Source organism: Brevibacterium sp. RIT 803, assembly GCF_016892625.1.
Classification (GTDB): Bacteria; Actinomycetota; Actinomycetes; order Actinomycetales; family Brevibacteriaceae; genus Brevibacterium.
Map to the genome: position 1 here is coordinate 298,956 of NZ_JAFEMW010000002.1, position 20,390 is coordinate 319,345.

The following is a 20,390-nucleotide window of genomic DNA, read 5'->3' on the forward strand; positions in this document are numbered from 1 at the left end:
TCAGATGTCGCGGTTCGCAGTGGCAGAGGTTGGCAGCCCCCTGGCCAGCTGCGGCCCGAGGTCGGAGATGTTCCGGGCGCCCATCAGGCCCATGGCAGTCAGTATCTCTGCTCGAATCAGGTCGATGGCCTTCTCCACGCCGCGCTGCCCGCCGGCCATCAGTCCGTAGAGGTAGGCCCGTCCGACGAGCACGAAGTCCGCTCCGGCACACAGAGCGGCCACGACGTCGGTGCCGGACATGACTCCGGAGTCGAGGATGAGTTCCATGTCCTCGCCGACGGCCGCTCTTACCTCCGCCAGCGCGGTCAGGGAGTCAGGTGCACGATCGAGCTGGCGTCCTCCATGGTTGGACACGACGAGGCCGTCGGCGCCGATGGACCGGGCCCTGTCGGCGTCTTCGGCGGTGAGGACTCCCTTGACGAAGAGCCTGCCCTTCCACTGCGAACGGATCCACCTGAGGTCATCGAGGTCAAGTGTCGGATCGAACATGGTCCGAGTCATCTCGGCCAAGGACTGCGAGGTGTTCGACAAGGAGGCATATTTCGGCGGTTCGGTGGTGAGGAAGTTGAACCACCAGCCGGGACGGTAGGAGGCATCGAGAATCGTCTTCAGGGTCAGCTTCGGTGGGATCGAGAGCCCATTGCGGTTATCTCGCAGGCGCTGGCCTGTGATCGGAGTGTCGACTGTGACGAGCAGGGTCTCGTACCCGCTGGCTTGGGCTCGCTGCAACAGGTCGAGACTGCGCTCACGGTCCTTCCACAGATAGAGCTGGAACCAACGAGTGGATCCCGGTGCCGCCTGGGCGACCTCTTCGATTGACCGTGTGCCCATCGTTGACAGCGAGAAGGGAATGCCTGCCTTTGTCGCAGCGCGGACTCCCCCGATCTCGCCTTCGGAGTGCATCATCCGCGTGTAGCCAGTCGGGGCGATGCCGAATGGCAGTGCCGTATGCTGCCCGGCGATCGTCGTCGATGTGTTCGGGGCATCGACTCCGTGCAGGATCCGTGGAAGGAGCTCGACGTCGGCGAAGACCTGACGGTTCTTGCGCAGCGTGTGCTCATCGAGCGCGCCGCCGTCAACATAGTCGAAGGGCGCTGTGGGGGTGACCCGCTTCGCGATGCGACGCAGGTCCCAGATATCGGCAGCGGAGTCGAGCCGCGCGCCCACCCTGTCGAGCCTAGGCAGACTGAACTGCAGGAGAGGGGCGAGTTCCTTCACGTCGGGCAGCTGCCGTTTCATCGTTCTCCTCATCATCGACACTGAATCTCATCGGGCTCGAGACTGCTACGAACACCGTGATTCTCTGGCACTCCCAGTATCCTTGGCAATCCCTGAGCTGTGAGTCTAGCGAGACGGGCGTGCTCCCTGGAACTGGGATCACCATGAGAGATATTCCCATTTATTTCATCATATGGGCTTATCGTCTAGACTATTCCCATGTCCGACTCCGCCAACCATGTGCCCGATTCTGGCGTTCCCGTGCCCGCAGCGCAGACAGAGACCAGACCGTGGCGCCAGGAGTTTCGCGGCGGCACGATCGACGACAGAAAATTCGCCGAGGTGTCCGTCTCCGTTCCGGCCCGCATCGGCTCGGTCGACCTGCGCCTGCCCTCCGAGCTCGCCGCACGCTCAGAAACCGCGGTCCGCGCGATCTCCCGGCTCGATGCCGAGCACGGTCGCACCCTGATCCCACTGTCCTACCTGCTGCTGCGCAGCGAATCGATCGCCTCATCGAAGATTGAAGCCGAAGAGGCACCCATCGACGACTTCGTCCGCGCCCTCCACGGTGCGAAGTCCAATTCTTCGGCAACTGCGATGGCCGCTGCAACGGGTGCGTTGGATCTGCTGACATCGGGAGCGATCAGTGCCGATGCGGTCTCTCGCGCCCATCGGCTGCTGCTCAAGGACGATGCCGGAGAGGCTCATCTGGCGGGCCGACATCGGCCGATGCAGAACTGGATCGGCGGCTCCGATCATTCGCCCCGTGGAGCGCTCTACGTTCCCCCTCCCCCGGAGCTCGTCCCTGAGCTCATGGACGATCTGCTGACCTTCGCCCGCCGCGTTGACATTCCCACGATCGCGCAGGCGGCCGTCGCCCATTCGCAGTTCGAAGCGATCCATCCCTTCACCGACGGCAACGGTCGGATCGGACGAGCCTTGGCGGCTGGGGTCCTCCACTCACGCGGCGTCACGACCGGGATCACCGTTCCCCTGGCTGCTGCCTTGGTCGAGGTTCGAGACCGCTACTTCGCCGCGTTGAATTCCTATCACTCCGGCGACGCCGGACCGGTCATATCGCTGTGGTCGACGTCGTCGGTGATCGCGACAGAGGAAGCTCAGCTGACCGCGCATCGGCTGGCCGGACTGCCTGATGAGTGGGCCGATCTCCTCGGCCATCCACGTGAGAACAGCGCCGCAGCCAGGATCCTGAACTACCTCGCATCGGACCCGGTGTTCACGATCGACGACCTTGAGGACTCATTGAAACTGTCCAGCTCCTCGGCGAACAGGGCGGTCTCCGCACTGATGGAAGCCGGGGTCCTGCGCGGTCTGACCAGTCGCAAGCGCAACCAGATCTGGGGCGCCGGCGATGTGCTGGCCGAGCTCGAAGACCTCAATCTGCGCATCGGTGCCCGAGCCCGTTCCGAACTCTGAGAACCTGCCCCGTCACGATGCTCGCGCTCTCGAGGTCGTGGGTCACCTGGTTGCTCTCCGTCGGCTCAGGACTGATCGAGGTAGTGCAGAACCGCCGCGACCCTCCGGCTCGTGGTCTCCCCTGCGTGCAGCCTGAACTTGTCGAAGATCGAGCTGATGGCCTTCTCCACGGAGCTGATGGACACGTAGAGTCGTTCGGCGATACCGCGATTCGACAGCCCCTCAGCCATGGCCTGAAGGACCTCGTTCTCACGAGAGGTGAGCGCCGACAGGGAGTTCTGTTTCTCGGACGAGCTCAGCAGCTGCCGGACAACCTCGGGGTCGATGACGGTTCCGCCCTCCGCTATCCGATTGACGGACTCGAGGAAGCGGTCGATGTCGGTGACCCGGTTCTTCAGCAGGTAGCCGACTCCCACGGTCTCGGTGCTCAGCAGCTCGGTCGCATATTCGCGCAGAACGTATTGGCTGAGCACGAGGACTCCGATATCCGGGAAGCGGCGCTTGATCTCCAGCGCGGCCTCGAGTCCTTCTGTGGTGTGGGTCGGCGGCATCCTGACGTCGACGATCGCCAAGTTCGGGCGATGAGCCGCGACCGCGGTGAGGAGCTGCTGCCCGTCATCGACTGAGGCCACAACCGCGATGCCCTCGTCTTCGAGCAGGCTGCGCACTCCTTCGCGCAGCAGCACCGAGTCATCGGCCAAGGCGACTCTCATCGGGTCGAGGTTCGGGGTTTCGGCGCTGGATTCAGGCAAGCCAGGTTCAGACATAGGGGATCTCCGCTCTCACTGTGGTTCCGACATTCTCTGTGCTCTCAATCCTCATCGTCCCGTCCAATGCTCCGACCCGTCGCGACAGTCCTTTCAGCCCGCTGCCGGCAGGGTCGGCTCCTCCTGTGCCGTCATCGACCACCTCGGCGATGAGCTTCTGATCCTCGGCGATCACACTGATTCGAATAGTCGACGCATTCGCGTGCTTGACCACATTGGTCACCGCCTCCCGGACAACGAAGTACGCAGCAGATTCACTGGCCTGCGATACCCGCCGGGCGGGCACGGCGGTGAGGGTGACCGGGATCGGGCAGTGATCGGCGACCCGGTGGAGCACGGTGCCCAGGCCGTGTTCGTCCAGTGCTGTGGGATAGACCCGCCAGGCGACCTCGCGCATCTCATCGATGAGGTCCTGGGACTGCACGAGGGCGTCGTCGAGGAGGGCGCTGACCTTGTCCTGATCCTTCGCTCGTTGGGCACGTGCGATGAGCACGGACAGTGACACGACATTCTGCTGCACTCCATCGTGGAGGTCACGCTCGATCCGGCGCCGCTCCTCGTCGATGGCCATGACCACACCGTGACGGGTCATGAGAAGTTGAGTGATGCGGGTGTGGGGCGCGTTGGGGCGGCTGGTGTCCGTGAACCTGGAGTCGATTCTGCCGTGCAGCCAATTGGCGAACTCGGCGAGGACGATGACCCCGATGAGGTTCGCGGCTCCATAGAGCACTCCGACGAACAGAGTCGGCTGGCTGATGGCCCAGAAGTCGAAGCCGATGGTGATGCTGCCGCCGATGAATAGTCCCTGGATGAGCGAGCCGATCGTGACGAGCAGGAAACCCGTGAGCAGATTGAGCACGGGAATGGCGATGAAGCCCGCAACCACACCGTTGAGGACGAAGAAGCCGCGCTTCTTCGGGTCCGGGCCCATGATGATGCCGAAACCCCGCTCCTGCCGGGCGCGTTCCCAGGCCAGGACCTTCCGGCTCAATCGCGAGGTCGAGGTGGGGATCGCGGCGAGCAGCAGCGGAAGGCACAGCAGCACGCCCCACAGGATTCCCAGCACCGAGGAACTCCAGCGTGTGACGAACATGCGGGATTCTCGGGGAATCCGCGCGGTCAGCGACGTCGGCCAGGGCATAGCTTGATCGTAGCAACGCCGAGCGCCTGGTCCCATGGGTCCGACCGCAGACTCCGTTTCCGGTTTTCCGCATCTTCGCTCCGGACTCCTGCAGGCGAGACTGCTCTTCGCCGCGTTCCGAGCTCGCCCGTCGGTCAATAGCGTGGATGAGTATGGACCTCGCTTTCGACATCCTCGCCGCAACGCTCGAATCGCCGTGGGTGTATCTCCTCGTCTTCGTCGTCGCCGGCCTCGACTCCCTTTTCCCGATCGTGCCCTCCGAAACGATTCTCATCACCGCGGCGGCCTATGCGACCACCGGAACACCGAACCCCGGCGGACTCCTGCTGGCGGGAGCAGTCGGTGCCCTCACCGGTGACTTCGCCGCCCACCTTGTAGGGCGCGGTGGTGGCTCGTTGGCGTCTCGGTGGACTCGGCGTCCGCGTGCACGTCGGCTGCTCGAACGGACCGAGGAGATATTTGACCGCCGAGGCGGCGCCGTGCTCATCGCAGGACGTTTCGTTCCAGGCGGACGCACGGCCACCACCCTTACCTCGGGAATGCTGAAGTATCCGGTCCCTCGGTTTCTCGCCTTCGATGCGGCAGGGTGCCTGGCGTGGGCGCTGTATTCGACGGGCATCGGTCTGCTCGGCGGTGTGCTGTTCGAAGATCAGCCGCTGCTCGGGGTGGGCTTGGGCATCGGCATCGCGCTCGTCATCACCGGTGTTGCTGAACTCACGCGCAGACTTCTGGCCAGGAGGAAAGCCCGATCAGACAGGGATCGGACGGCACACCGAGACTCTGCAGATTGGACAGTCCCAGCCGTTGACGTGGCATCATGGATGGGATGTCTCAAGGTCTCGTGTGGTACGTCAGCTATGGCTCGAACATGCATCGTGACAGGCTCGCCTGTTACCTGCAGGGTGGCCGTCCCCCAGGTGCATTCGTCACCTATCCCGGCGCGCGGAGCTCCGCTCCGCCGTCGGCAGAGATGGGCATCGAGCTTCCCGGATCCATCTACTTCGCCGGCAGCTCCACAGTGTGGGGCGGCGGAGGAATGGCCTTCTATGACCATCATGTACCGGGCCCCACACCGGCCAAGGCATATCTCATCACTGCCCAGCAGTTCGCCGATGTCGCCGATCAGGAGATGAACCGGCCGCCTTCCTCGGACAACCCGCTGGAGACACTGGCCTGCGAACTTCCCGTCGGCTCCGCCCACTCGGTGGGGCCAGGCGGGTACGAGACCCTACTGGTTCTCGACCGCGCAGATTCGATCCCGATGGTGACGTTCACAGCTCCGCACGGATCGGATGCAGTCACCCACACCATCCCCGGTGAACCGTATCTGACGATGCTGCGCCTCGGCGTCGAAGAGGTCGAATCAGTCTCGACCGTCGGTTCAGTCGCGACGCTCAGCTCTGTCGCAGCGACTCCCCCGCCCGCAGCTGCACAAGTGTGAGATCGAGCAGGGGTGTCTGCACACCGAGGTCAGCCGCTGTTCGCGCGAGGTGGCCGAGGATGTGCTCAGTTTCGCTGGGCAGACCCGAGGTCACATCGCGATAGAGCGACGAGGTGAATGACGAGCCCTTAGCGGTGAGCATGGCCAGAGTCCTGTCCCTGGCCTCGGCGGAGACCGGGTGTCCCCCGGCGCTCGCAACGGCTTCGAGCTCGTCGACGATTTCCACGATGTGCGATTGTCCGCCAGCTGCCATGATCGCTCCGACCGGGGCCCGGAACAGGCAGGTGACGACTCCTGCCGCGGCGATGAAGATCCACTTCTCCCACAGGGCGTCCGTGATGTTCTCAAGGATCTGCAGTCTGTAACCGGGAACGTCAAGAGCCTCGACGATCGAACCGGGGACGGCTTCCCCGTCGAGATCGCCGATGGTCATGATAGCCAGGTCGGTCATCTGGTGGATGGCTCCGTCCTTGATCGTTCCGACGATCTTGACCAGACCGCCCAGAACCTGGCCGGGGAATTCCTCGACCAATCGCTCGATCTGAGCCATGCCGTTGAGGAACGGAATGATGAGGGTGTGCGCCCCCACAGCGGGTCTGATGTCATCGATGATCGGCTCCAAGCCGTTGGCCTTGACCGCGACGATCACGAGGTCGAACGGAGTCGAAGCCTGCCGATCGGCAGCGGCAGAGTCGGCAGCTGCCGGATCGGCTTGGGCCAGATCGGCAGCGGTGAGGACGGGGATGTGGTTCGTCCGGTCCTCACCGGGGGCGACGAATCGCAGCCCGTCGGCACGCATCGTCTGCGCTCGTGCCTCGCGGACGAGGAACGTGACATCGCGATCGGCTTCGAACAGGCGGGTGCCGAACGCCCCGCCGGTCGCGCCGGCTCCGGCGATGAGTATCTTCACTGTGTGCTCTCCCATGTCAGATTGATTCCTTTGCAGTTGCGCCGCGCGCTGTCATAGTTCTTGTCTGAGTTCCGCGGCCGCGGCCGCGGGGTCGTCTGCTGCGGTCACCGCACGGACGACGACGATGCGCTGCGCACCGGCGGCTCTCACCGCGGCGAGGCGCTCGCCTGCCGAGATCCCGCCGATCGCGAACCAGGGCTTGGATGCGCTGGAGGCGAGCGCACGCAGGGGGTCGGTGCCGATGGCCGGTCTGCCGGGTTTGGTCGGGGTCTCCCACACGGGACCCAAGCAGAAATAGTCGATCTCGGGGTCCGCCTCGGCGGCATCGGCCTGTGCGATGGAATGGGTCGAACGGCCCAGGATCACATCCGGGCCGAGGATCGCGCGGGCCTGTTCGCTGGTGAGGTCGCCCTGGCCGACGTGGAAGATATCGGCACCGACGAGCAGCGCCACATCCGCGCGGTCATTGACGGAGAAGAGCTTCCCGTGCCGGTGGGCTGCATCTCTGAGCACCTCGAGTGCTTCGATCTCGGCTCGGGCTTCAAGGCCCTTGTCGCGCAGCTGGATGATGTCGACGCCACCAGCGTAGGCGGCATCGAGGAACTCAGGGAGATCGCCCTGCGCGCTGCGGGAATCGGTGCAGACATAGAGCCTGGCCGTGCGCAGCCGGTCACGTCGTGTGTCTCTGTCTGCAGCTCTGTCCGTGTCGTGGACTGCGGCGTCCATTGTCATATCTGCGGCCATGCTCCTAGAGTAGAGGAGTTCGCGGGAGCCTCATAAAGGGGCTGAGAGGGCTTTGTGCCGACCGTTCAACCTGATGCGGATCATGCCGCCGGAGGGAGTAGCACGTGCACGTCATTGTTGTGGGAGCTGGAATCATCGGCTTGTCCACTGCCTGGAATCTGCGCCGTCGCGGCATCGGCGTCACTATCGTCGATCCTGTCCCCGCCATGGGTGCCTCCCATGCAGCTGCGGGAATGCTGGCCCCTGCCGCCGAGGTGGTGTGGGGGCAGTCTCCCCTGTATCCGCTCATGCGTGCCTCGGCGGACCTCTACCCGGACTTCGCCGCGACGCTGACTGCCGTCTCGGGTCATGACCTGGGACACACGAGCACCGAGACCCTCGTGTGTGCCGGCGACCGGGCCGACCTCGCCTCCCTGCGTGAGCTCATGAACCTGCAGTCCTCAGCCGGTTTCGACGTCTCCCTCATCGCGGGATCCCGGGCCCGTGACCTGGAACCGTCCCTGGCACCCGGGGTGTGCGGGGCCGTCACGATCCCCGGAGATCATTCGATCGATCCCCGCCGGGTCACCGGTGCACTGATATCGGTCCTCGGTGATGACGTCGTCCGGGCCCGCGTCACGGGTCTGCGCAAGGAAGCCGGGCGCACCGTGGGCGTCGAGCTCGACACGGGGACGAGGTTGAGCGCTGATCAGGTCATCGTCGCCGCTGGTGCTTCGTGCAATGACATCGTGGGGGCAGCGACGCTGCCTCTGCGCCAAGTATGGGGTGAGGTGATCAGACTCCGGGCACCGAAGGCACTGGCCCCACTGCTGACGCGCACGATCCGCGGTCTGGTCAATGCTCGGCCCGTCTACATCGTACCTCGTCCCGACGGCGAGCTCGTCCTCGGTGCCACGAGCCGTGAGGACGGCCGGTCGGGAATCAACGCCGGCGGCGTCCACCAGCTGCTTCGTGACGCAGAGCGTCTCGTCCCGGCCATCCTCAACTGCGAGATCACAGACATCACCACCCGCGCCAGACCGGGCTCGCCCGATGACGTGCCGATCATCGGACGCATCGATCCCGGCTGTGTGGTGTCCACCGGATTCTTCCGGCACGGCATCCTCCTCGCCCCGCTGGGTGCAGGCCTCACCGCCGACCTTGCCACCAGAGCCGACACAGCATGGGCACCACCGGGGTCGCTGGCAGCAGTGGGCCCGGAACGCTTCGATGTAGAGCACCCACCTGCCCAAACACAGGACGCACAGCAGCAGACCTTTTCGATTCAGCAACCAGCAGGGAGTCATCCGTGAACGACACCATCACCATCATGCTCAACGGCGAGCGCCACGCACTCGCCGGTCCCACCACTGCCAAGGACCTCATCTCCGGCATCGTCGACAAGGAGATCGGCGCCGACGGAACCCCCGTCGATGGCAGCCGCCTCGGCATCGCGCTCGCCGTCGACGGTGAGGTCATCAGACGGGGGCAGTGGTCGGGTTTCACTCTGGCCGAGGGCCACAGTGTCGACATCGTCACCGCAGTGCAGGGAGGCTGATATGACCTGGAACGTCGACGAAGTGACGATGAATTCCCGGCTCGTCATGGGCACCGGCGGCGCGAGTTCGCTGAGCATCCTCGAACAGGCGTTGGACGCTTCGGGCACAGAGCTCACGACCGTAGCCCTGCGCCGCTATGACGGCACTGCCCGGGACTCGGTGTTCGCCCTGCTGCAGCGTCTGGGTATCCGTATCCTGCCCAACACGGCTGGATGCTACACAGCCAGGGATGCTGTGCTGACTGCCCGACTGGCCAGGGAAGCTCTCGAGACGAACTGGGTGAAGCTCGAGGTCATCGCCGATGAGGAGACCTTGCTGCCCGATCCGGTGGAGCTGTTCCGTGCGGCGGAGGAGCTCGTGCTCGACGGCTTCACGGTCTTCGCCTACACGAACGATGATCCGGCCCTGGCCAAGAGGCTCGAGGATGCCGGGGTTGCTGTGGTCATGCCTGCCGGTGCTCCGATCGGCAGCGGGCTGGGCATCCTCAACCCTCACAACATCGAGACGATCGTCAGCCGCGCCCAGGTGCCTGTGATCCTCGATGCCGGAATCGGCACCGCCTCTGATGCGGCCTTGGCAATGGAGCTCGGCTGCACCGCTGTCCTGTTGGCCTCTGCGGTGACCCGCGCACATGATGCCAGCGCCATGGCTCGGGCGATGTCCCTTGCCGTGGAGTCCGGTCATCTGGCTGCCCATGCCGGGCGCATCCCGAAGCGACCGTTGGCCCTGGCCTCATCGACCTTCGACGGGATGGTGACCCCGAGATGAGCGCGGCGAACAACCCGGGTCCGCTGGTCGAACCGCTCGATTCTCTGAGCCCACGGGAACTCGAACGCTACGCCAGACATCTGAGCCTGCCGGGTATCGGGGTCGAGGGACAATGCCGGTTACGGGCCGCCTCGGTACTGGTCATCGGTGCGGGAGGCTTGGGTGCCCCGATACTGCACTACCTGGCTGCGGCCGGGATCGGATCGATCACGATCATCGACGACGATGTGGTCGAAGCCTCGAACCTGCAGCGCCAGGTCCTTCATCGCGATGCCGATATCGGTCGAGCCAAGGTCGATTCCGCCCATGACGCCCTGCTCCGCCTCGATCCGCTGCTCGAGGTTCACGCAGTTGCGAAGCGCTTGAGTCCCGACAATGTGCTCGAACTCTTCGCGTCCCATGATCTGGTGCTCGACGGCGCAGACAACTTCGCGACCCGGTATCTGTCCAATGATGCGGCCGAACTCACCGGCACCCCACTGATCTGGGGCACGATCTTTCGCTTCGCGGGTCAGGTGAGCACCTTCGTTCCCGGGCATGGGCCGATGCTGCGCGACCTGTTTCCCGATATCCCTGAGGCTGATTCCGTGCCCAACTGTGCCGAAGGCGGTGTCCTCGGGGTGCTGTGCGCCGCCATCGGTGCGGCGATGGCCACGGAGGCGGTGAAACTCATCTGCGGCATCGGCACTCCCCTGCTCGGTCGCCTGCTGCGCTATGACGCACTGGAGTCCGACTACTCCACGCTGAGGTTCTCACCGGATCCTGATCGCGAACCTGTCACCGACCTCGCCGAGGTTGCTGTGGCCTGTGCAGCTGCCCGTGCAGAGGCAGACGGTGACGGTGCAGATCGGGAGCACGAGATCAGTGTCGATGAGTATCTGGCTGATTATTCCTCCGCCCTCCTCATCGATGTGCGGGCCGATTGGGAGCGCCAGCTGGCTTCGATACCCGGATCCGTCCACCTGCCGCTGGGTGTGCTGCAGGTCGAGGGGTGGCCGGCGGTGGAGACTCTGATCACGCAGCCGCCGCGCGAGGTCGTCATCCACTGCAAGTCAGGTGCCCGTTCCGCTCAGGCCCTGCAGCTTCTGCAGGATGCGGCACCAGAGTCCGTGCGTCTGCGGTCCCTGGCCGGCGGCATCGATGCATGGTCGACCTCAGGGCATGAGACTGTTCAGTCGTCTGGCCAGACCGCGGTGCCCGGCGCTCATCACACGTGAGTGCATCCATGTTGCCACGGGACGCAGCATGCGGATCGACAAGCGCGATGTCGTCACACACCACACGGAGCTGATCGTGGTGATCGGGCCCGTCTGCTCCAGCGACCACGCGCCGATCCCTCTCAGGTCACCGGTGGCGGAGAACGAGACGAAGCGCGGCGGGTCTGTGTCCTGAAGTTCGATTCCGAAGCTCAGGGTGACGCCGAGCGGACTCTCCACCTGAATGTCGGCGCGGCTGCCGGGCACGATCCTGTCATCGACGGGGACCGCCACTGGCAGGCCCGGCCACCACTGCGGCCACGATTCGACGTCGGAGAGCACGGACCACACCTGAATCGGACTGGCATCGACCCTCCATATGTTCTCGAAGTGGAAGGGGGCTGACTCACCGGCGTGCGGTCGCACGTGCTGATGAGTCTGCTGCCCGTGTTCGTGCGTCATGGGTCTCCCGATGATTCTGAGGCGACGGGCGCTGATTCGTCCGTTCTGACTCGACGGTAGTGTGGACAGCGTGATTGAGGAAAGTTTCATCAGCTCCCGCCGACCATCGCCCTTAGGTGGACGAAAGCCGACGAAGGACGACCTCGCTGAGTTTGCCACTGACGATCCCGACGCCATCGATGACGTTCTCCCCGGGCGCGCGGGTGAACTCTCCATGCTCATCGTCGGAATCAACCCGGGTCTATGGACGGCCGCAGTCAATGCACCCTTCGCCCGACCGGGCAATCGCTTCTGGCCGTCTCTGCATCAGGCAGGTCTGACCGATCACCTCGTCGACGCCTCTCTGGGCCTGGCCGTCGAGGACGAGGCACAGCTGCTGGCACGCGGCATCGGCATCACGAACCTCGTGGGACGGGCCACGGCTCGGGCCGATGAGCTGGACAAGCAGGAACTGCGCGAGGGTGCAGACAGGCTTGTCCGCCGACTCGACGACATCCGCCCCAAGGTAGTCGCAATCGCTGGGATCACCTCGTTCCGGATCGGATATTCGCTGCCCAAGGCCCACCTCGGCGAGCAGGACACGTCTCTCATCGATGGCTGGCCCGAGGATATCGACCTTCACGTCGTACCTCAGCCCAGCGGCCTCAATGCCCACTATCAGGTTCCGGACTTGGCCCGGATCTGGCGTGATGTGTGGGAGAGCATCGAGGACTGAGCAGCTGCCCTGCTACGGTCGTGACCGGTTGCCTCTAATGCGGTGGAGCGAAATGCTCCCGGCAACGTGCGACATAGGATTCGAGGCCCCCGACGTGGCTGGCATCGATGTCTGTGGCACTCGGTTCCCAGGCTTCGACACTGAGCCCGGGGGTGCCCACCCGCTGGTGGAAGACGGCATCCCTGCCGCAGATCGTGCACACTGCCGTGAGTTTGAGAACGTCCTCGGCCTCGGCCATGAATGTCGGCATCGGTTCGAAGGGGCCGCCGTCGAACGTCACGCACAGGCCTTCGACGATGACGGTGGCACCACGTTCCACGAGGTCGAAGACGACCGGCACCAGGTCGGGGCCGAAGAATTGGGCCTCATCGATGGCCACCAGTTCATAGTCCTCGGCGCGGGTGACCTCGGCAAGGGACTCGACGTCACCGACGGGTACTGCGGGAATGTTGATGCCATCGTGAGTGGTGATCGCCGACAGATCGGAACGTGTGTCGAGAGAGTGGCTGAGGACGAGCACATTGACCCCGGCGATCTTCGCTCGCCGGACGCGGCGCATGAGTTCCTCGGATTTGCCTGAGAACATGGGGCCGGCAATGACGTTGAGACGACCTGCCTGCCGAGGCGAAGCAACTGGGTTCAAGGGCATGGCGCCAGCCTACGCCGCGATGTTCCGTCCTGACAGTGCCCATATGTCCTGATGGTGCTCAGGATGGGGCAGTGGTCAGTCGTCGACGGTGACCTTCTTCGATTCGACGTCGACGGATACCTCGATCTCGTCACCCTTGTCACCGAAATCGAACTGGTATTCGATACGGTTGTCGTCGGATTCGAGCTTCCATCCGTCGAGTCGGCCCGAGGCCTCGTCCTGGGCGAGCTTGAGTGCCTCGTCGAAGGTCATCGGGTCGTTCAGGTCGATGGCCTCCTCCTTGTCGTCAGAGGAGTCTTTCTCCGTGTTGACGACATCACCGGTCTCAGCATCGATCTCGACGTCGAAGTCAGTGGAGCCGTCGATGACCTTGACCTCGTACTGCCATGCCTTGTCGCGTTCGTCGAAGTCGAGTTCGATGCCGTGTACGGTGCCGTCGTTCGCTTCCTCCTTCGCCGTGGCAATAGCATCTTTGGGTGCCACTGATGGTGATTCCTTGCTCAGATCGGCATCAGCGGCCAGCCCCGATGAGCTGGTTGTCGTCGAGTCCTGCGACTTCGTGTCTTCGGCGTCGTCATCGCTGCTGGCATCGTCATCGCCTGTTTCAGCGTCGCCTGATTCGTCATTGCCAGAATCGTTCTGAGCCTCAGCTGACTCTGCGGTCTGGCCCTCGGCCTCCGGGGTCTGACCATCACCTGAGCCCCCACTTGAACAGCCGGTGAGGGCGAATGCGACAATCATGGTCCCTGCTGCGGCTCGCGTGGCCAGTCTCTGTGTCTTCATGTTCTCAACGGTAACAACGAGGTGCGGCCGCTGCCCCCTTGCTAAGAGGATTCTCATCCTGGTCAGAGCCCTCGTCAGTCGAGGCAGAACTCGTTTCCCTCGGGATCGGCCATGACGATGAATCCAGTCTCCATCGGCGGATTGGGATCAACCCGTTCGAGACGCTGTGCCCCCAGCTCCTGCAGACGCTGACATTCGTCTTCCAACGCCTGCATCCGTTCGCTGTTCTGCAGACCGGGGGCTGCACGCACGTCGAGATGGACTCTGTTCTTGACGATCTTGTCCTCGGGCACTATCTGGAAGAACACTCGGGGACCGCGTCCCTGCGGATCCTCGATCGCGGCGCGGAAGTCCTCCGGCTTGACGTCGATACCCAGTCCCTCGACGAATTCCTTCCATGCGGCAAAAGGATCGTCACCGGCGCTGAGGCTGACTCCGGGAGGGCCAGGGATGACGTATCCCAGCGTCTCTGCCCAGAAGGTCGCTTGACCGATCGGGTCGTGACAATCGAAGGTGATCTGTACTGCGCGGGTCATGATGTCTCCTCATTGAGATCGTTCAATCAAGGATACCTGCTTCAGCTCCGGGATCACTGACCCGTTCGGCCGTCGATGCACTGTCCACGGGTATGCGTCAAGGAGCGACAGGCAGATACCACGTGCTAGGAGGAGAGAGACCACTGCTCGGTCAGCGGGAACAGGCTCGGCACATCCTCGCGGATGGTTCGACCGAAGGCCAGTGCCCCACCGAAGAGCTTTTCGATGGCATTGACCGAGTGCAGAACCCGATCTCTGGACAGCGGGGGCAGGAGCTCACCGTGCTTGAGGTAGCCCTTCAACGTTCCGGTCGCCGCCATCTTCAGGCCGAGGCGTCCGGAGATCAGCCAGGTGATGCATTCGACTTCGAAGCGGGACTGTCGTCCGTCGATGCCGGTCTCACTGGCAGCAATCCCCAATTTCGGAACAGCTCCGAGATGCCCGGCATAGACCAGCGCGAGCTCATCGAGCACATGCTTCAACATCACAGTGGGACTCTGCGTCTTCGGCAAGCCGGCGAAGTCCAGCCCCTTTCGGTGCAGGACATCCATGACGAGACGATGCCCGTCCCACGTCGGTGCACCAGCCGCTTTGAAAGGGTTGACCGCGGCATCGGGGACCGGAGGCCCGTGGGTATCCTCGACATCGTAGACGAAGCGCACCGGAGCGAAGGGGTGCAGCACGATCAATGCGTCGGCTTCGTCTGTGAGGAGCCTGCCGAATTTCTGCTGCCACGCGTGCTCTGTTTCGACGAATATCGCTCCGGCGTTCTGCTGCGCGATGAGAGCCGCGTTGAACGCGGCGATCTGGGGAAATCGGCGGACGAAGCCGAGCAGCTCGTCCCATGGCATCACGGATCTGTGACTGCCGACTTCGGCGTACAGTGCATCAAACGAATTCACGTTCTTATCCATGACCTCACGCTACGACTCGGCACTGACATGGCCGGGGCAATCGCAATCACCTGCGGACATGGTCAAGCAGTGCTGGTGCCGCCTAGCATCGAGTCTGGGGCGAGCTGAGCATCGTCAACGATGTTCTCATCGGCATCTGGTTCCTCGTCCTCGGCAGCGTTGAGATGCTCATCCGGCCGGTCATCCGCTTGATCCGGCACGTGCATCTGCAGAAGATCCGCGGGCCACAAGCCCCGACCACGGATGCCACGTACGACTTCTGAGCGGATCACCTGAAGCGGCCTCAACTGGCTGCTCCCCCGCACTGCTCGTCCTGATTCACCCGCCCCTCATCCAGAAGCAGGATGCGATCGGCTGTCACTGCGGCCCAGTGCCGGTCATGGGTGGTGGCCAGGACGGATCCACCACCGCGGCGAAAATCCTCGATGAACACATTCAGCCTATCGATGGCCTTGCGGTCTCTGCCCAGAGTCGGTTCATCGAGGAGGAGAATCCGAGGGCTCAAGATGAATGCCGACGCCATCACCAGATCCTTGCGGAGGTCGATGCTCAGATCATAGGGATGAGTCTCGCTGAAAGAATCCAGCCCAGTCGTCGCCATCGCCGCGGTGACCGCCTTCTGCCGGCGGGTGCGGATCGCTGCCCTGTCGCGGCGTCTGTGCGAGGGCAGTGGCACGGCGCGCATGAGCTCTTCGCGCACGGTCGCAGCTGAAAGCTGACTGCCTGGGTCCTGTCCCACCCAGCCCAGGTGCTGTGCTCGTACATGGGCAGGAGCATCGCCGAGGCTCACCGGGGTGCCGTTGCCATCGACGTTGATCATGCCCGATGTTGTGACTCCGGCTCCGAGAAGACCAGCGAGACTGCGCAGGAGCGTGGACTTCCCGGCGCCGTTGGAGCCCATGATCGACACGATCTCTCCGGATGCGAGGTCAAGTTCGATGTCGGTCAGAACGGTGGCCCCACCGCGAGCAACGCTCAGCCCGCGCACCGACAGTGCGACAGAAACCGGGGCCGACGGTCCGGCAGCTTCAGAGCGGTCCGCCTCGCGAGGCTCTTTTGACTGATGTGGCTCACGTGGTTCACCGTGCCCACGTGGTCGAGTGTCCCAGATCCCGCGTCGTTCAAGTTCGTTGGCTGAGGGGCGGATGTCGGTCGTGATCAGCCGACCGGAGTCAAGGACGCTCACCTGATCACAGGCTTCGGCCACCTCGTCGAACTGATGGGCGGTGATGAGGACCGCACCTCCATCGAGGCAGAAGGCCCGAAGCACTGCGCCCAGGCGCCGCCGAGTCTCCGGGTCCAGGGACAGCGAGGGCTGGTCGAGGACGAGCAATGATGGATTCCCGGTGAGCAGTCCCGCCAGTGCGACGAGTTGGCGCTGACCACCGGAGAGGGTGTCGAGGCGTCGTGGCCACAGATCGCCGATGCCCAGTGAGTCAAGGGCCTTCCGTGCACGCCTCTCGACTGCTGAGACGTCGTCCCCCTGCAGCCGCCCGGACAGCTGAACCTCATCGCCGACGAGGCTTGTCATTCCACTGAGCTGCGCCTCGGGGTCATCGCCGAGCATCACAGCAGTCCCAGCTGCGCGGATGTGCCCGACGCTGGTTCCACGCTCGGACAACAAGCCTGTGATCAGCCGTCCCAGAGTGGACGTCCCCGAGCCCACCTGTCCGAGGATCGCATGCATCTGTCCGGGAGCCAGCCGGAGGTCGATGTCGGTCAGTGTCGCAGCCGCACCGCTGCGGTAGGTGAAGCCCACGCCGATGAGTTCGAGAAGCATGGTCTCAGCCACCCCAGATCAACTGGTCGGCAGTGGGCAGCGGCAGGACATCGGCCACGGAGCACACGACGAGGACACAGGTGAGGAGGGGAGCACCTCGGCGCAGGATCCATTGGCTCCGGCCGTCGTGGTGGTCCTGCAGCGACGTCACCTGCGTAGATTCTCCGAGACCGCGTTGTTCGAGCACGTCGTGACGCTGTTCGACCTCGATGAGGACGGAGGTGAACAGGCCGGTGACGATGCTCGGCAGCAACCGAGTGCGGACCACCCAACTGCTCACCTCCCAACCGCGACTGGCGCGGGCCTCGATCATCTGCTGAGTGCGGGCGCGGATGAGTGGAATGAGGCCGATCGCCGAGGCGCAGATATAGGCCACCGAGGAGGGCAGCCGCAGGGCCCGCAGCCCGTCATACAGGCGAGCCGAGTCGACTCCGAGTCCGAAGAATGCGCACAGGGACACGAGCGCACTGACCCGCAGCCAGATCTGAACGGCGATCGCCAGTCCTTCGACGGTGAGCCGGGCGAGACCGTACTCCCACAGCACGGTCACCTCGGTGCCGGGGTAGAAGAGGCCCTGCACGATGCTGAGGACGATCAGCGTCGGCAGGCATAGCACGCCGACGCCGATCGCCCAGGTGCGCAGACTCACTGCGGGTGAGATCACCGCGGCGATGAGCGTGGCGGCGATGATGGCGATGGGCACGACCGGGGACGGGATGCCGAAGACGAGCAGCAGAGAGCATATGAGGACGATGATCTCGGTGGCTGGATGCCAACGGTGTGTGGCCTGCTGTTCCCGGTCGAGAACAGTCGAGGTCATTCAGCCGACCCGCACAGGCGTCCGGGATCGGCGCGAAAGACTGTAGTCGGTGAACGGATACCTGTCGAGAATTCGCCGCGGCAGGGTGCGCACGACCACATAGGCCAGGGCGAAGATGAGCGCCTTGTCGATGATGTCGGAGAACAGGCTCTGTGCCAATGTCGCATTGAGCATTTCGAGGCCAGCTGCCTGCAGGATGGCGACGACGCCGCCAGTGCCCGAGCCCAGACCGCCGCCGAAGACGTAGGCAGCCACAGGAGCGCCGAGTGCTCCGGCAGGGATTCCTGCAAGAGCGCCGGTGATGACGGCGAACCAGGGAGTGCGGAAGGCCCCGAGCCGTGCCGCCCAGCCGGCAGCCGCGCCGATGAAGGCCGCCCCAGAGCTGAAGGCGATGACGCTGGGGCTCAGGGTGACTCCCCAGATGAGGTTGGAGATGATCCCGGTGAACGCTCCGGCGGCAGGACCGGCGAGGACACCGATCATCACGGTCCCGATCGAGTCGAGGTAGAGCGGGATGGGGGTGACATTGCCGACGACATGGCCGATGACGATATTGGCGGCGATGGCGACGGGGATGAGCGCGAGAATGCTGCGCGGGATGAGCGGCAGTGTGCCGGCTGCGAGGAGGACTCCCCCGAGCAGGTATCCGAGCATGACCCACAGGGTCGTATGTCCCAGGTTCGTGCCGAGGTTGGCCGGTTGCGTCAGGAGGACCGCGATATATGTGCCGAGAATGACGATGGTGCCGAGCAAGGTCAGTGTGAGAGGAAGCGTGTGGCTCTGGTGACTCTTGGTGCCGTGGGGCTCAGTGCTCTGGTTTTGTGCGGGACCGACGGTGTCTGCCGGCCCCTGCCCAGACTGTGTTGGTTTCGTAGTCATGATGGGGTCCTTTGCTCAGTGTCTCGCCGAGGTGGTCGAGGAAGGTCTGCGCATCGATCGTGCGGATGATCTCGGCATTGACGCCCTTCCCCCACCGTCCCAGCCAATCGGCGACGGTTTCGCCACGTGTGAGTTTACCGGTGAGTTCGACGTCGACGGGCGCACAGATCGTGGTGGCCCACGGCAGTGTGCCTCGAGTTCCGTTCGCAAGGGGCTCGTCGCTGCCCGCCGAGGTGGTTGTGATCTCGTCTCTGCGTGCCCATTCGAGGGCGCAGGCGAGGACGAAGGGGTCATGGATGTGGGCGATGTAGCCCAGACCGTCCCATTCGTGGAACTCAAAGTAGAAGCGCAGGGCTTCGGCCATCTGGGCCAGCCAGTTGCCCCATCTCTCACCAGCGGCCGATGGTTCTCCCGTCCCGTCGTGAGGTTTCGGAGCCGCATCGAGGACCTTTCTCAACCGTGCGGGAGTCATCTCAAGAGCCTCGGTGGCTTCGATCGGGGCGATCACCGGCAGGGCTCGATGAGTACCCTCGCGGTGAGCGTCGTCGAAAGCGGCGACGACGCTCGCCGTCGACTCGGGGTCGAAGGTGACGTTCCATTCGGTGGTCGGGTGGGTGTTGCCGCGATAGTTGAAGGCACCGCCCATAATGAAGAGTCGTCTCACCAGGTTGGGCAGCTCGGGTTCGATGGCAATGGCCAGGGCAAGGTTCGTCGACGGTCCGATGACAACGCCGATGAGCTCTCCGGGGTGAGACCGTGCAGCATCGACCCAGGCTTGAGCGGCACTGATGGAGCTTTCCGGTGCCGCCGGTTGTGGAAGTCGCGCATATCCGACGCCGGTCGGTCCGTGGGTGAGGTCAGCGTACTCGGGCCCGGATATAGGCGACATCGCAGGGTCTCCGTCGGTGCTTTCGGTCGGCCAAGCTGTGGGGAACTCGCTGCCCCGGTGGACGGGTATGTCCGCCCGTCCGGCAAGTTCAAGCCAGCCTTGAGCGTTGGTGCTGACCTGTGCGGTAGACACGTTGCCGCCTGTGGCCGCGATGCCGATGATGTCGACGTCGTCTTGGCACAGCAGATATCCGAGGGCGATGGCGTCGTCGATTCCGGGGTCACAGTCGAGGAACAGCGGCAGGTGTGGAGGCATGTGACCTATTCTGCCGGAATCCCGTCGCCGTGCTTCTCACCACCGACTCATTCGCACCCAGTTCGGGCACGGCTGCGTCGAGCCTCGACGCACGAATTGGCAGCACAGGTAGAAGATCTTCGCGGGTGGTTCGTTGATGCCGAACTCCTCACGCAGGTCCACCGGCTCTTGGGATTCGAACCCTGTGCCGATGTCTGCTCCGAATGCGGCCCCGGTGATCCACGGGCGTTCTGCGAACGTGTATGCGTTGTTGAATACCTCGCAGTCACAGCAGCAGGCACCCATACTTCCCAAACGTTCCATCAGCGCAGTGGCCCGAGGAGCTGTTCGGTCCCGAAACGTCAGGCTGAAGCGATGTGTTCCGTCGCAGCCGAATTCTCCGAGCTGGCGAAAGACGTAACAGACCAAGCATTCACCCTCCCTCGGTGTGAGGATGCGAGCTGAGGCCACATCGACGATCGTTCTGACTTCTGATTCCATGGTGTCTTCGTCCATGCGGCAACGATTCCAGACGCCACTGACATGAAATGATCCTACATTCGGTCTCA

The 20,390-nt window shown here is 63.9% G+C and carries 23 protein-coding genes, 1 pseudogene and 1 riboswitch; of the genes and pseudogenes, 9 read left to right on the top strand and 15 right to left on the bottom strand.

The window, feature by feature from the left end; all coding sequences use genetic code 11:
- Positions 1–1,239, bottom strand: a complete 1,239-nt coding sequence (locus JTF07_RS08660; protein ID WP_204233862.1) for an alpha-hydroxy acid oxidase — start codon at positions 1,237–1,239, stop codon at positions 1–3.
- Positions 1,240–1,437: 198 nt separating this feature from the next.
- Here JTF07_RS08660 and JTF07_RS08665 point away from each other — a divergent pair, with 198 nt between their 5' ends.
- Positions 1,438–2,655: a Fic family protein gene (locus JTF07_RS08665; RefSeq protein ID WP_204233863.1), complete on the top strand. Its 1,218-nt coding sequence runs from the start codon at positions 1,438–1,440 to the stop codon at positions 2,653–2,655.
- Positions 2,656–2,720: 65 nt separating this feature from the next.
- Here the strand turns inward: JTF07_RS08665 and JTF07_RS08670 are convergent, their stop codons facing one another.
- Complete coding sequence (locus tag JTF07_RS08670; protein WP_252199638.1) at positions 2,721–3,422, bottom strand: response regulator transcription factor; 702 nt, start codon at positions 3,420–3,422, stop codon at positions 2,721–2,723.
- The gene (locus JTF07_RS08675; RefSeq protein ID WP_204233864.1) at positions 3,415–4,563 is read right to left on the bottom strand and encodes a sensor histidine kinase; all 1,149 of its coding nucleotides are present in this window, start codon (positions 4,561–4,563) and stop codon (positions 3,415–3,417) included. The genes JTF07_RS08670 and JTF07_RS08675 overlap by 8 nt, the downstream gene beginning before the upstream one ends.
- A 152-nt stretch (positions 4,564–4,715) precedes the next feature.
- On the opposite strand from JTF07_RS08675, the pseudogene JTF07_RS08680 reads away from it, so the two are divergent.
- Together JTF07_RS08680 and JTF07_RS08685 are read left to right on the top strand one after the other, a co-directional pair.
- A pseudogene (locus tag JTF07_RS08680) lies at positions 4,716–5,174 on the top strand (DedA family protein); the annotation flags it as partial.
- A 215-nt stretch (positions 5,175–5,389) separates the two neighbouring features.
- Positions 5,390–6,004 (top strand): histone deacetylase, encoded by a 615-nt coding sequence (locus JTF07_RS08685; RefSeq protein ID WP_204233865.1) that lies wholly within the window; start codon positions 5,390–5,392, stop codon positions 6,002–6,004.
- Here the strand turns inward: JTF07_RS08685 and JTF07_RS08690 are convergent.
- On the bottom strand, positions 5,958–6,929 hold the full coding sequence (locus JTF07_RS08690; RefSeq protein WP_204233866.1) for a ketopantoate reductase family protein: 972 nt from the start codon (positions 6,927–6,929) through the stop codon (positions 5,958–5,960). The genes JTF07_RS08685 and JTF07_RS08690 overlap by 47 nt on opposite strands.
- Before the next feature lie 36 nt (positions 6,930–6,965).
- Positions 6,966–7,646 (bottom strand): thiamine phosphate synthase, encoded by a 681-nt coding sequence (thiE, locus tag JTF07_RS08695; RefSeq protein ID WP_204234176.1) that lies wholly within the window; start codon positions 7,644–7,646, stop codon positions 6,966–6,968.
- A 23-nt stretch (positions 7,647–7,669) separates the two neighbouring features.
- Positions 7,670–7,773: riboswitch (TPP riboswitch) on the top strand.
- Here thiE and thiO point away from each other — a divergent pair.
- From thiO to moeB, 4 genes are all read left to right on the top strand, one after another.
- Positions 7,763–8,950 carry a glycine oxidase ThiO gene (gene thiO / locus JTF07_RS08700; RefSeq protein ID WP_204233867.1) on the top strand — a complete coding sequence of 396 codons (1,188 nt, stop codon included), beginning with the start codon at positions 7,763–7,765 and terminating at the stop codon, positions 8,948–8,950. Its footprint overlaps the riboswitch before it by 11 nt.
- Entirely contained in the window at positions 8,947–9,195 is a 249-nt protein-coding gene (gene thiS / locus JTF07_RS08705) for a sulfur carrier protein ThiS (RefSeq protein WP_204233868.1), read from the top strand. Before thiO ends, thiS begins: the two co-directional genes overlap by 4 nt.
- Position 9,196: 1 nt before the next feature.
- Positions 9,197–9,964 (top strand): thiazole synthase, encoded by a 768-nt coding sequence (locus tag JTF07_RS08710; protein ID WP_204233869.1) that lies wholly within the window; start codon positions 9,197–9,199, stop codon positions 9,962–9,964.
- Positions 9,961–11,181: a molybdopterin-synthase adenylyltransferase MoeB gene (gene moeB, locus JTF07_RS08715; RefSeq protein WP_204233870.1), complete on the top strand. Its 1,221-nt coding sequence runs from the start codon at positions 9,961–9,963 to the stop codon at positions 11,179–11,181. Before JTF07_RS08710 ends, moeB begins: the two co-directional genes overlap by 4 nt.
- Here the strand turns inward: moeB and JTF07_RS08720 are convergent.
- Positions 11,119–11,622 (bottom strand): SRPBCC family protein, encoded by a 504-nt coding sequence (locus JTF07_RS08720; RefSeq protein ID WP_204233871.1) that lies wholly within the window; start codon positions 11,620–11,622, stop codon positions 11,119–11,121. The two genes, moeB and JTF07_RS08720, sit on opposite strands and share 63 nt — an antisense overlap.
- Positions 11,623–11,692: 70 nt before the next feature.
- On the opposite strand from JTF07_RS08720, the gene JTF07_RS08725 reads away from it, so the two are divergent.
- Positions 11,693–12,337 (top strand): mismatch-specific DNA-glycosylase, encoded by a 645-nt coding sequence (locus JTF07_RS08725; RefSeq protein WP_204233872.1) that lies wholly within the window; start codon positions 11,693–11,695, stop codon positions 12,335–12,337.
- A 34-nt stretch (positions 12,338–12,371) separates the two neighbouring features.
- Here JTF07_RS08725 and JTF07_RS08730 read toward each other — a convergent pair whose 3' ends face one another.
- The 4 genes from JTF07_RS08730 to JTF07_RS08745 all read right to left on the bottom strand — a co-directional run bounded on the left by JTF07_RS08730 (position 12,372) and on the right by JTF07_RS08745 (position 15,219).
- The gene (locus tag JTF07_RS08730; RefSeq protein WP_204233873.1) at positions 12,372–12,986 is read right to left on the bottom strand and encodes a thymidine kinase; all 615 of its coding nucleotides are present in this window, start codon (positions 12,984–12,986) and stop codon (positions 12,372–12,374) included.
- Positions 12,987–13,061: 75 nt separating this feature from the next.
- On the bottom strand, positions 13,062–13,769 hold the full coding sequence (locus JTF07_RS08735) for a PepSY domain-containing protein (RefSeq protein WP_204233874.1): 708 nt from the start codon (positions 13,767–13,769) through the stop codon (positions 13,062–13,064).
- Positions 13,770–13,843: 74 nt separating this feature from the next.
- Positions 13,844–14,305 (bottom strand): VOC family protein, encoded by a 462-nt coding sequence (locus tag JTF07_RS08740; RefSeq protein WP_204233875.1) that lies wholly within the window; start codon positions 14,303–14,305, stop codon positions 13,844–13,846.
- A 125-nt stretch (positions 14,306–14,430) separates the two neighbouring features.
- Positions 14,431–15,219, bottom strand: coding sequence for a hypothetical protein (locus JTF07_RS08745; RefSeq protein WP_204233876.1), 789 nt, complete (start codon positions 15,217–15,219; stop codon positions 14,431–14,433).
- A 134-nt stretch (positions 15,220–15,353) separates the two neighbouring features.
- On the opposite strand from JTF07_RS08745, the gene JTF07_RS21040 reads away from it, so the two are divergent.
- Positions 15,354–15,482 carry a YrhK family protein gene (locus tag JTF07_RS21040; RefSeq protein ID WP_502710963.1) on the top strand — a complete coding sequence of 43 codons (129 nt, stop codon included), beginning with the start codon at positions 15,354–15,356 and terminating at the stop codon, positions 15,480–15,482.
- A gap of 20 nt (positions 15,483–15,502) precedes the next feature.
- On the opposite strand, the gene JTF07_RS08755 is transcribed toward JTF07_RS21040, so the two are convergent.
- From JTF07_RS08755 to JTF07_RS08775, 5 genes are read right to left on the bottom strand one after another with little or no spacing between them, the layout of a single operon-like run.
- Entirely contained in the window at positions 15,503–17,011 is a 1,509-nt protein-coding gene (locus tag JTF07_RS08755; protein ID WP_204233877.1) for an ABC transporter ATP-binding protein, read from the bottom strand.
- Entirely contained in the window at positions 17,004–17,819 is an 816-nt protein-coding gene (locus JTF07_RS08760) for an energy-coupling factor transporter transmembrane component T family protein (RefSeq protein ID WP_204233878.1), read from the bottom strand. Before JTF07_RS08760 ends, JTF07_RS08755 begins: the two co-directional genes overlap by 8 nt.
- On the bottom strand, positions 17,820–18,698 hold the full coding sequence (locus JTF07_RS08765) for a histidine kinase (RefSeq protein WP_204233879.1): 879 nt from the start codon (positions 18,696–18,698) through the stop codon (positions 17,820–17,822).
- Positions 18,625–19,842, bottom strand: coding sequence for a nucleoside hydrolase (locus tag JTF07_RS08770; protein ID WP_204233880.1), 1,218 nt, complete (start codon positions 19,840–19,842; stop codon positions 18,625–18,627). The genes JTF07_RS08765 and JTF07_RS08770 overlap by 74 nt, the downstream gene beginning before the upstream one ends.
- 36 nt (positions 19,843–19,878) lie before the next feature.
- Positions 19,879–20,337, bottom strand: a complete 459-nt coding sequence (locus JTF07_RS08775; RefSeq protein WP_204233881.1) for a DUF2695 domain-containing protein — start codon at positions 20,335–20,337, stop codon at positions 19,879–19,881.
- Between the last annotated feature and the right edge of the window lie 53 nt (positions 20,338–20,390).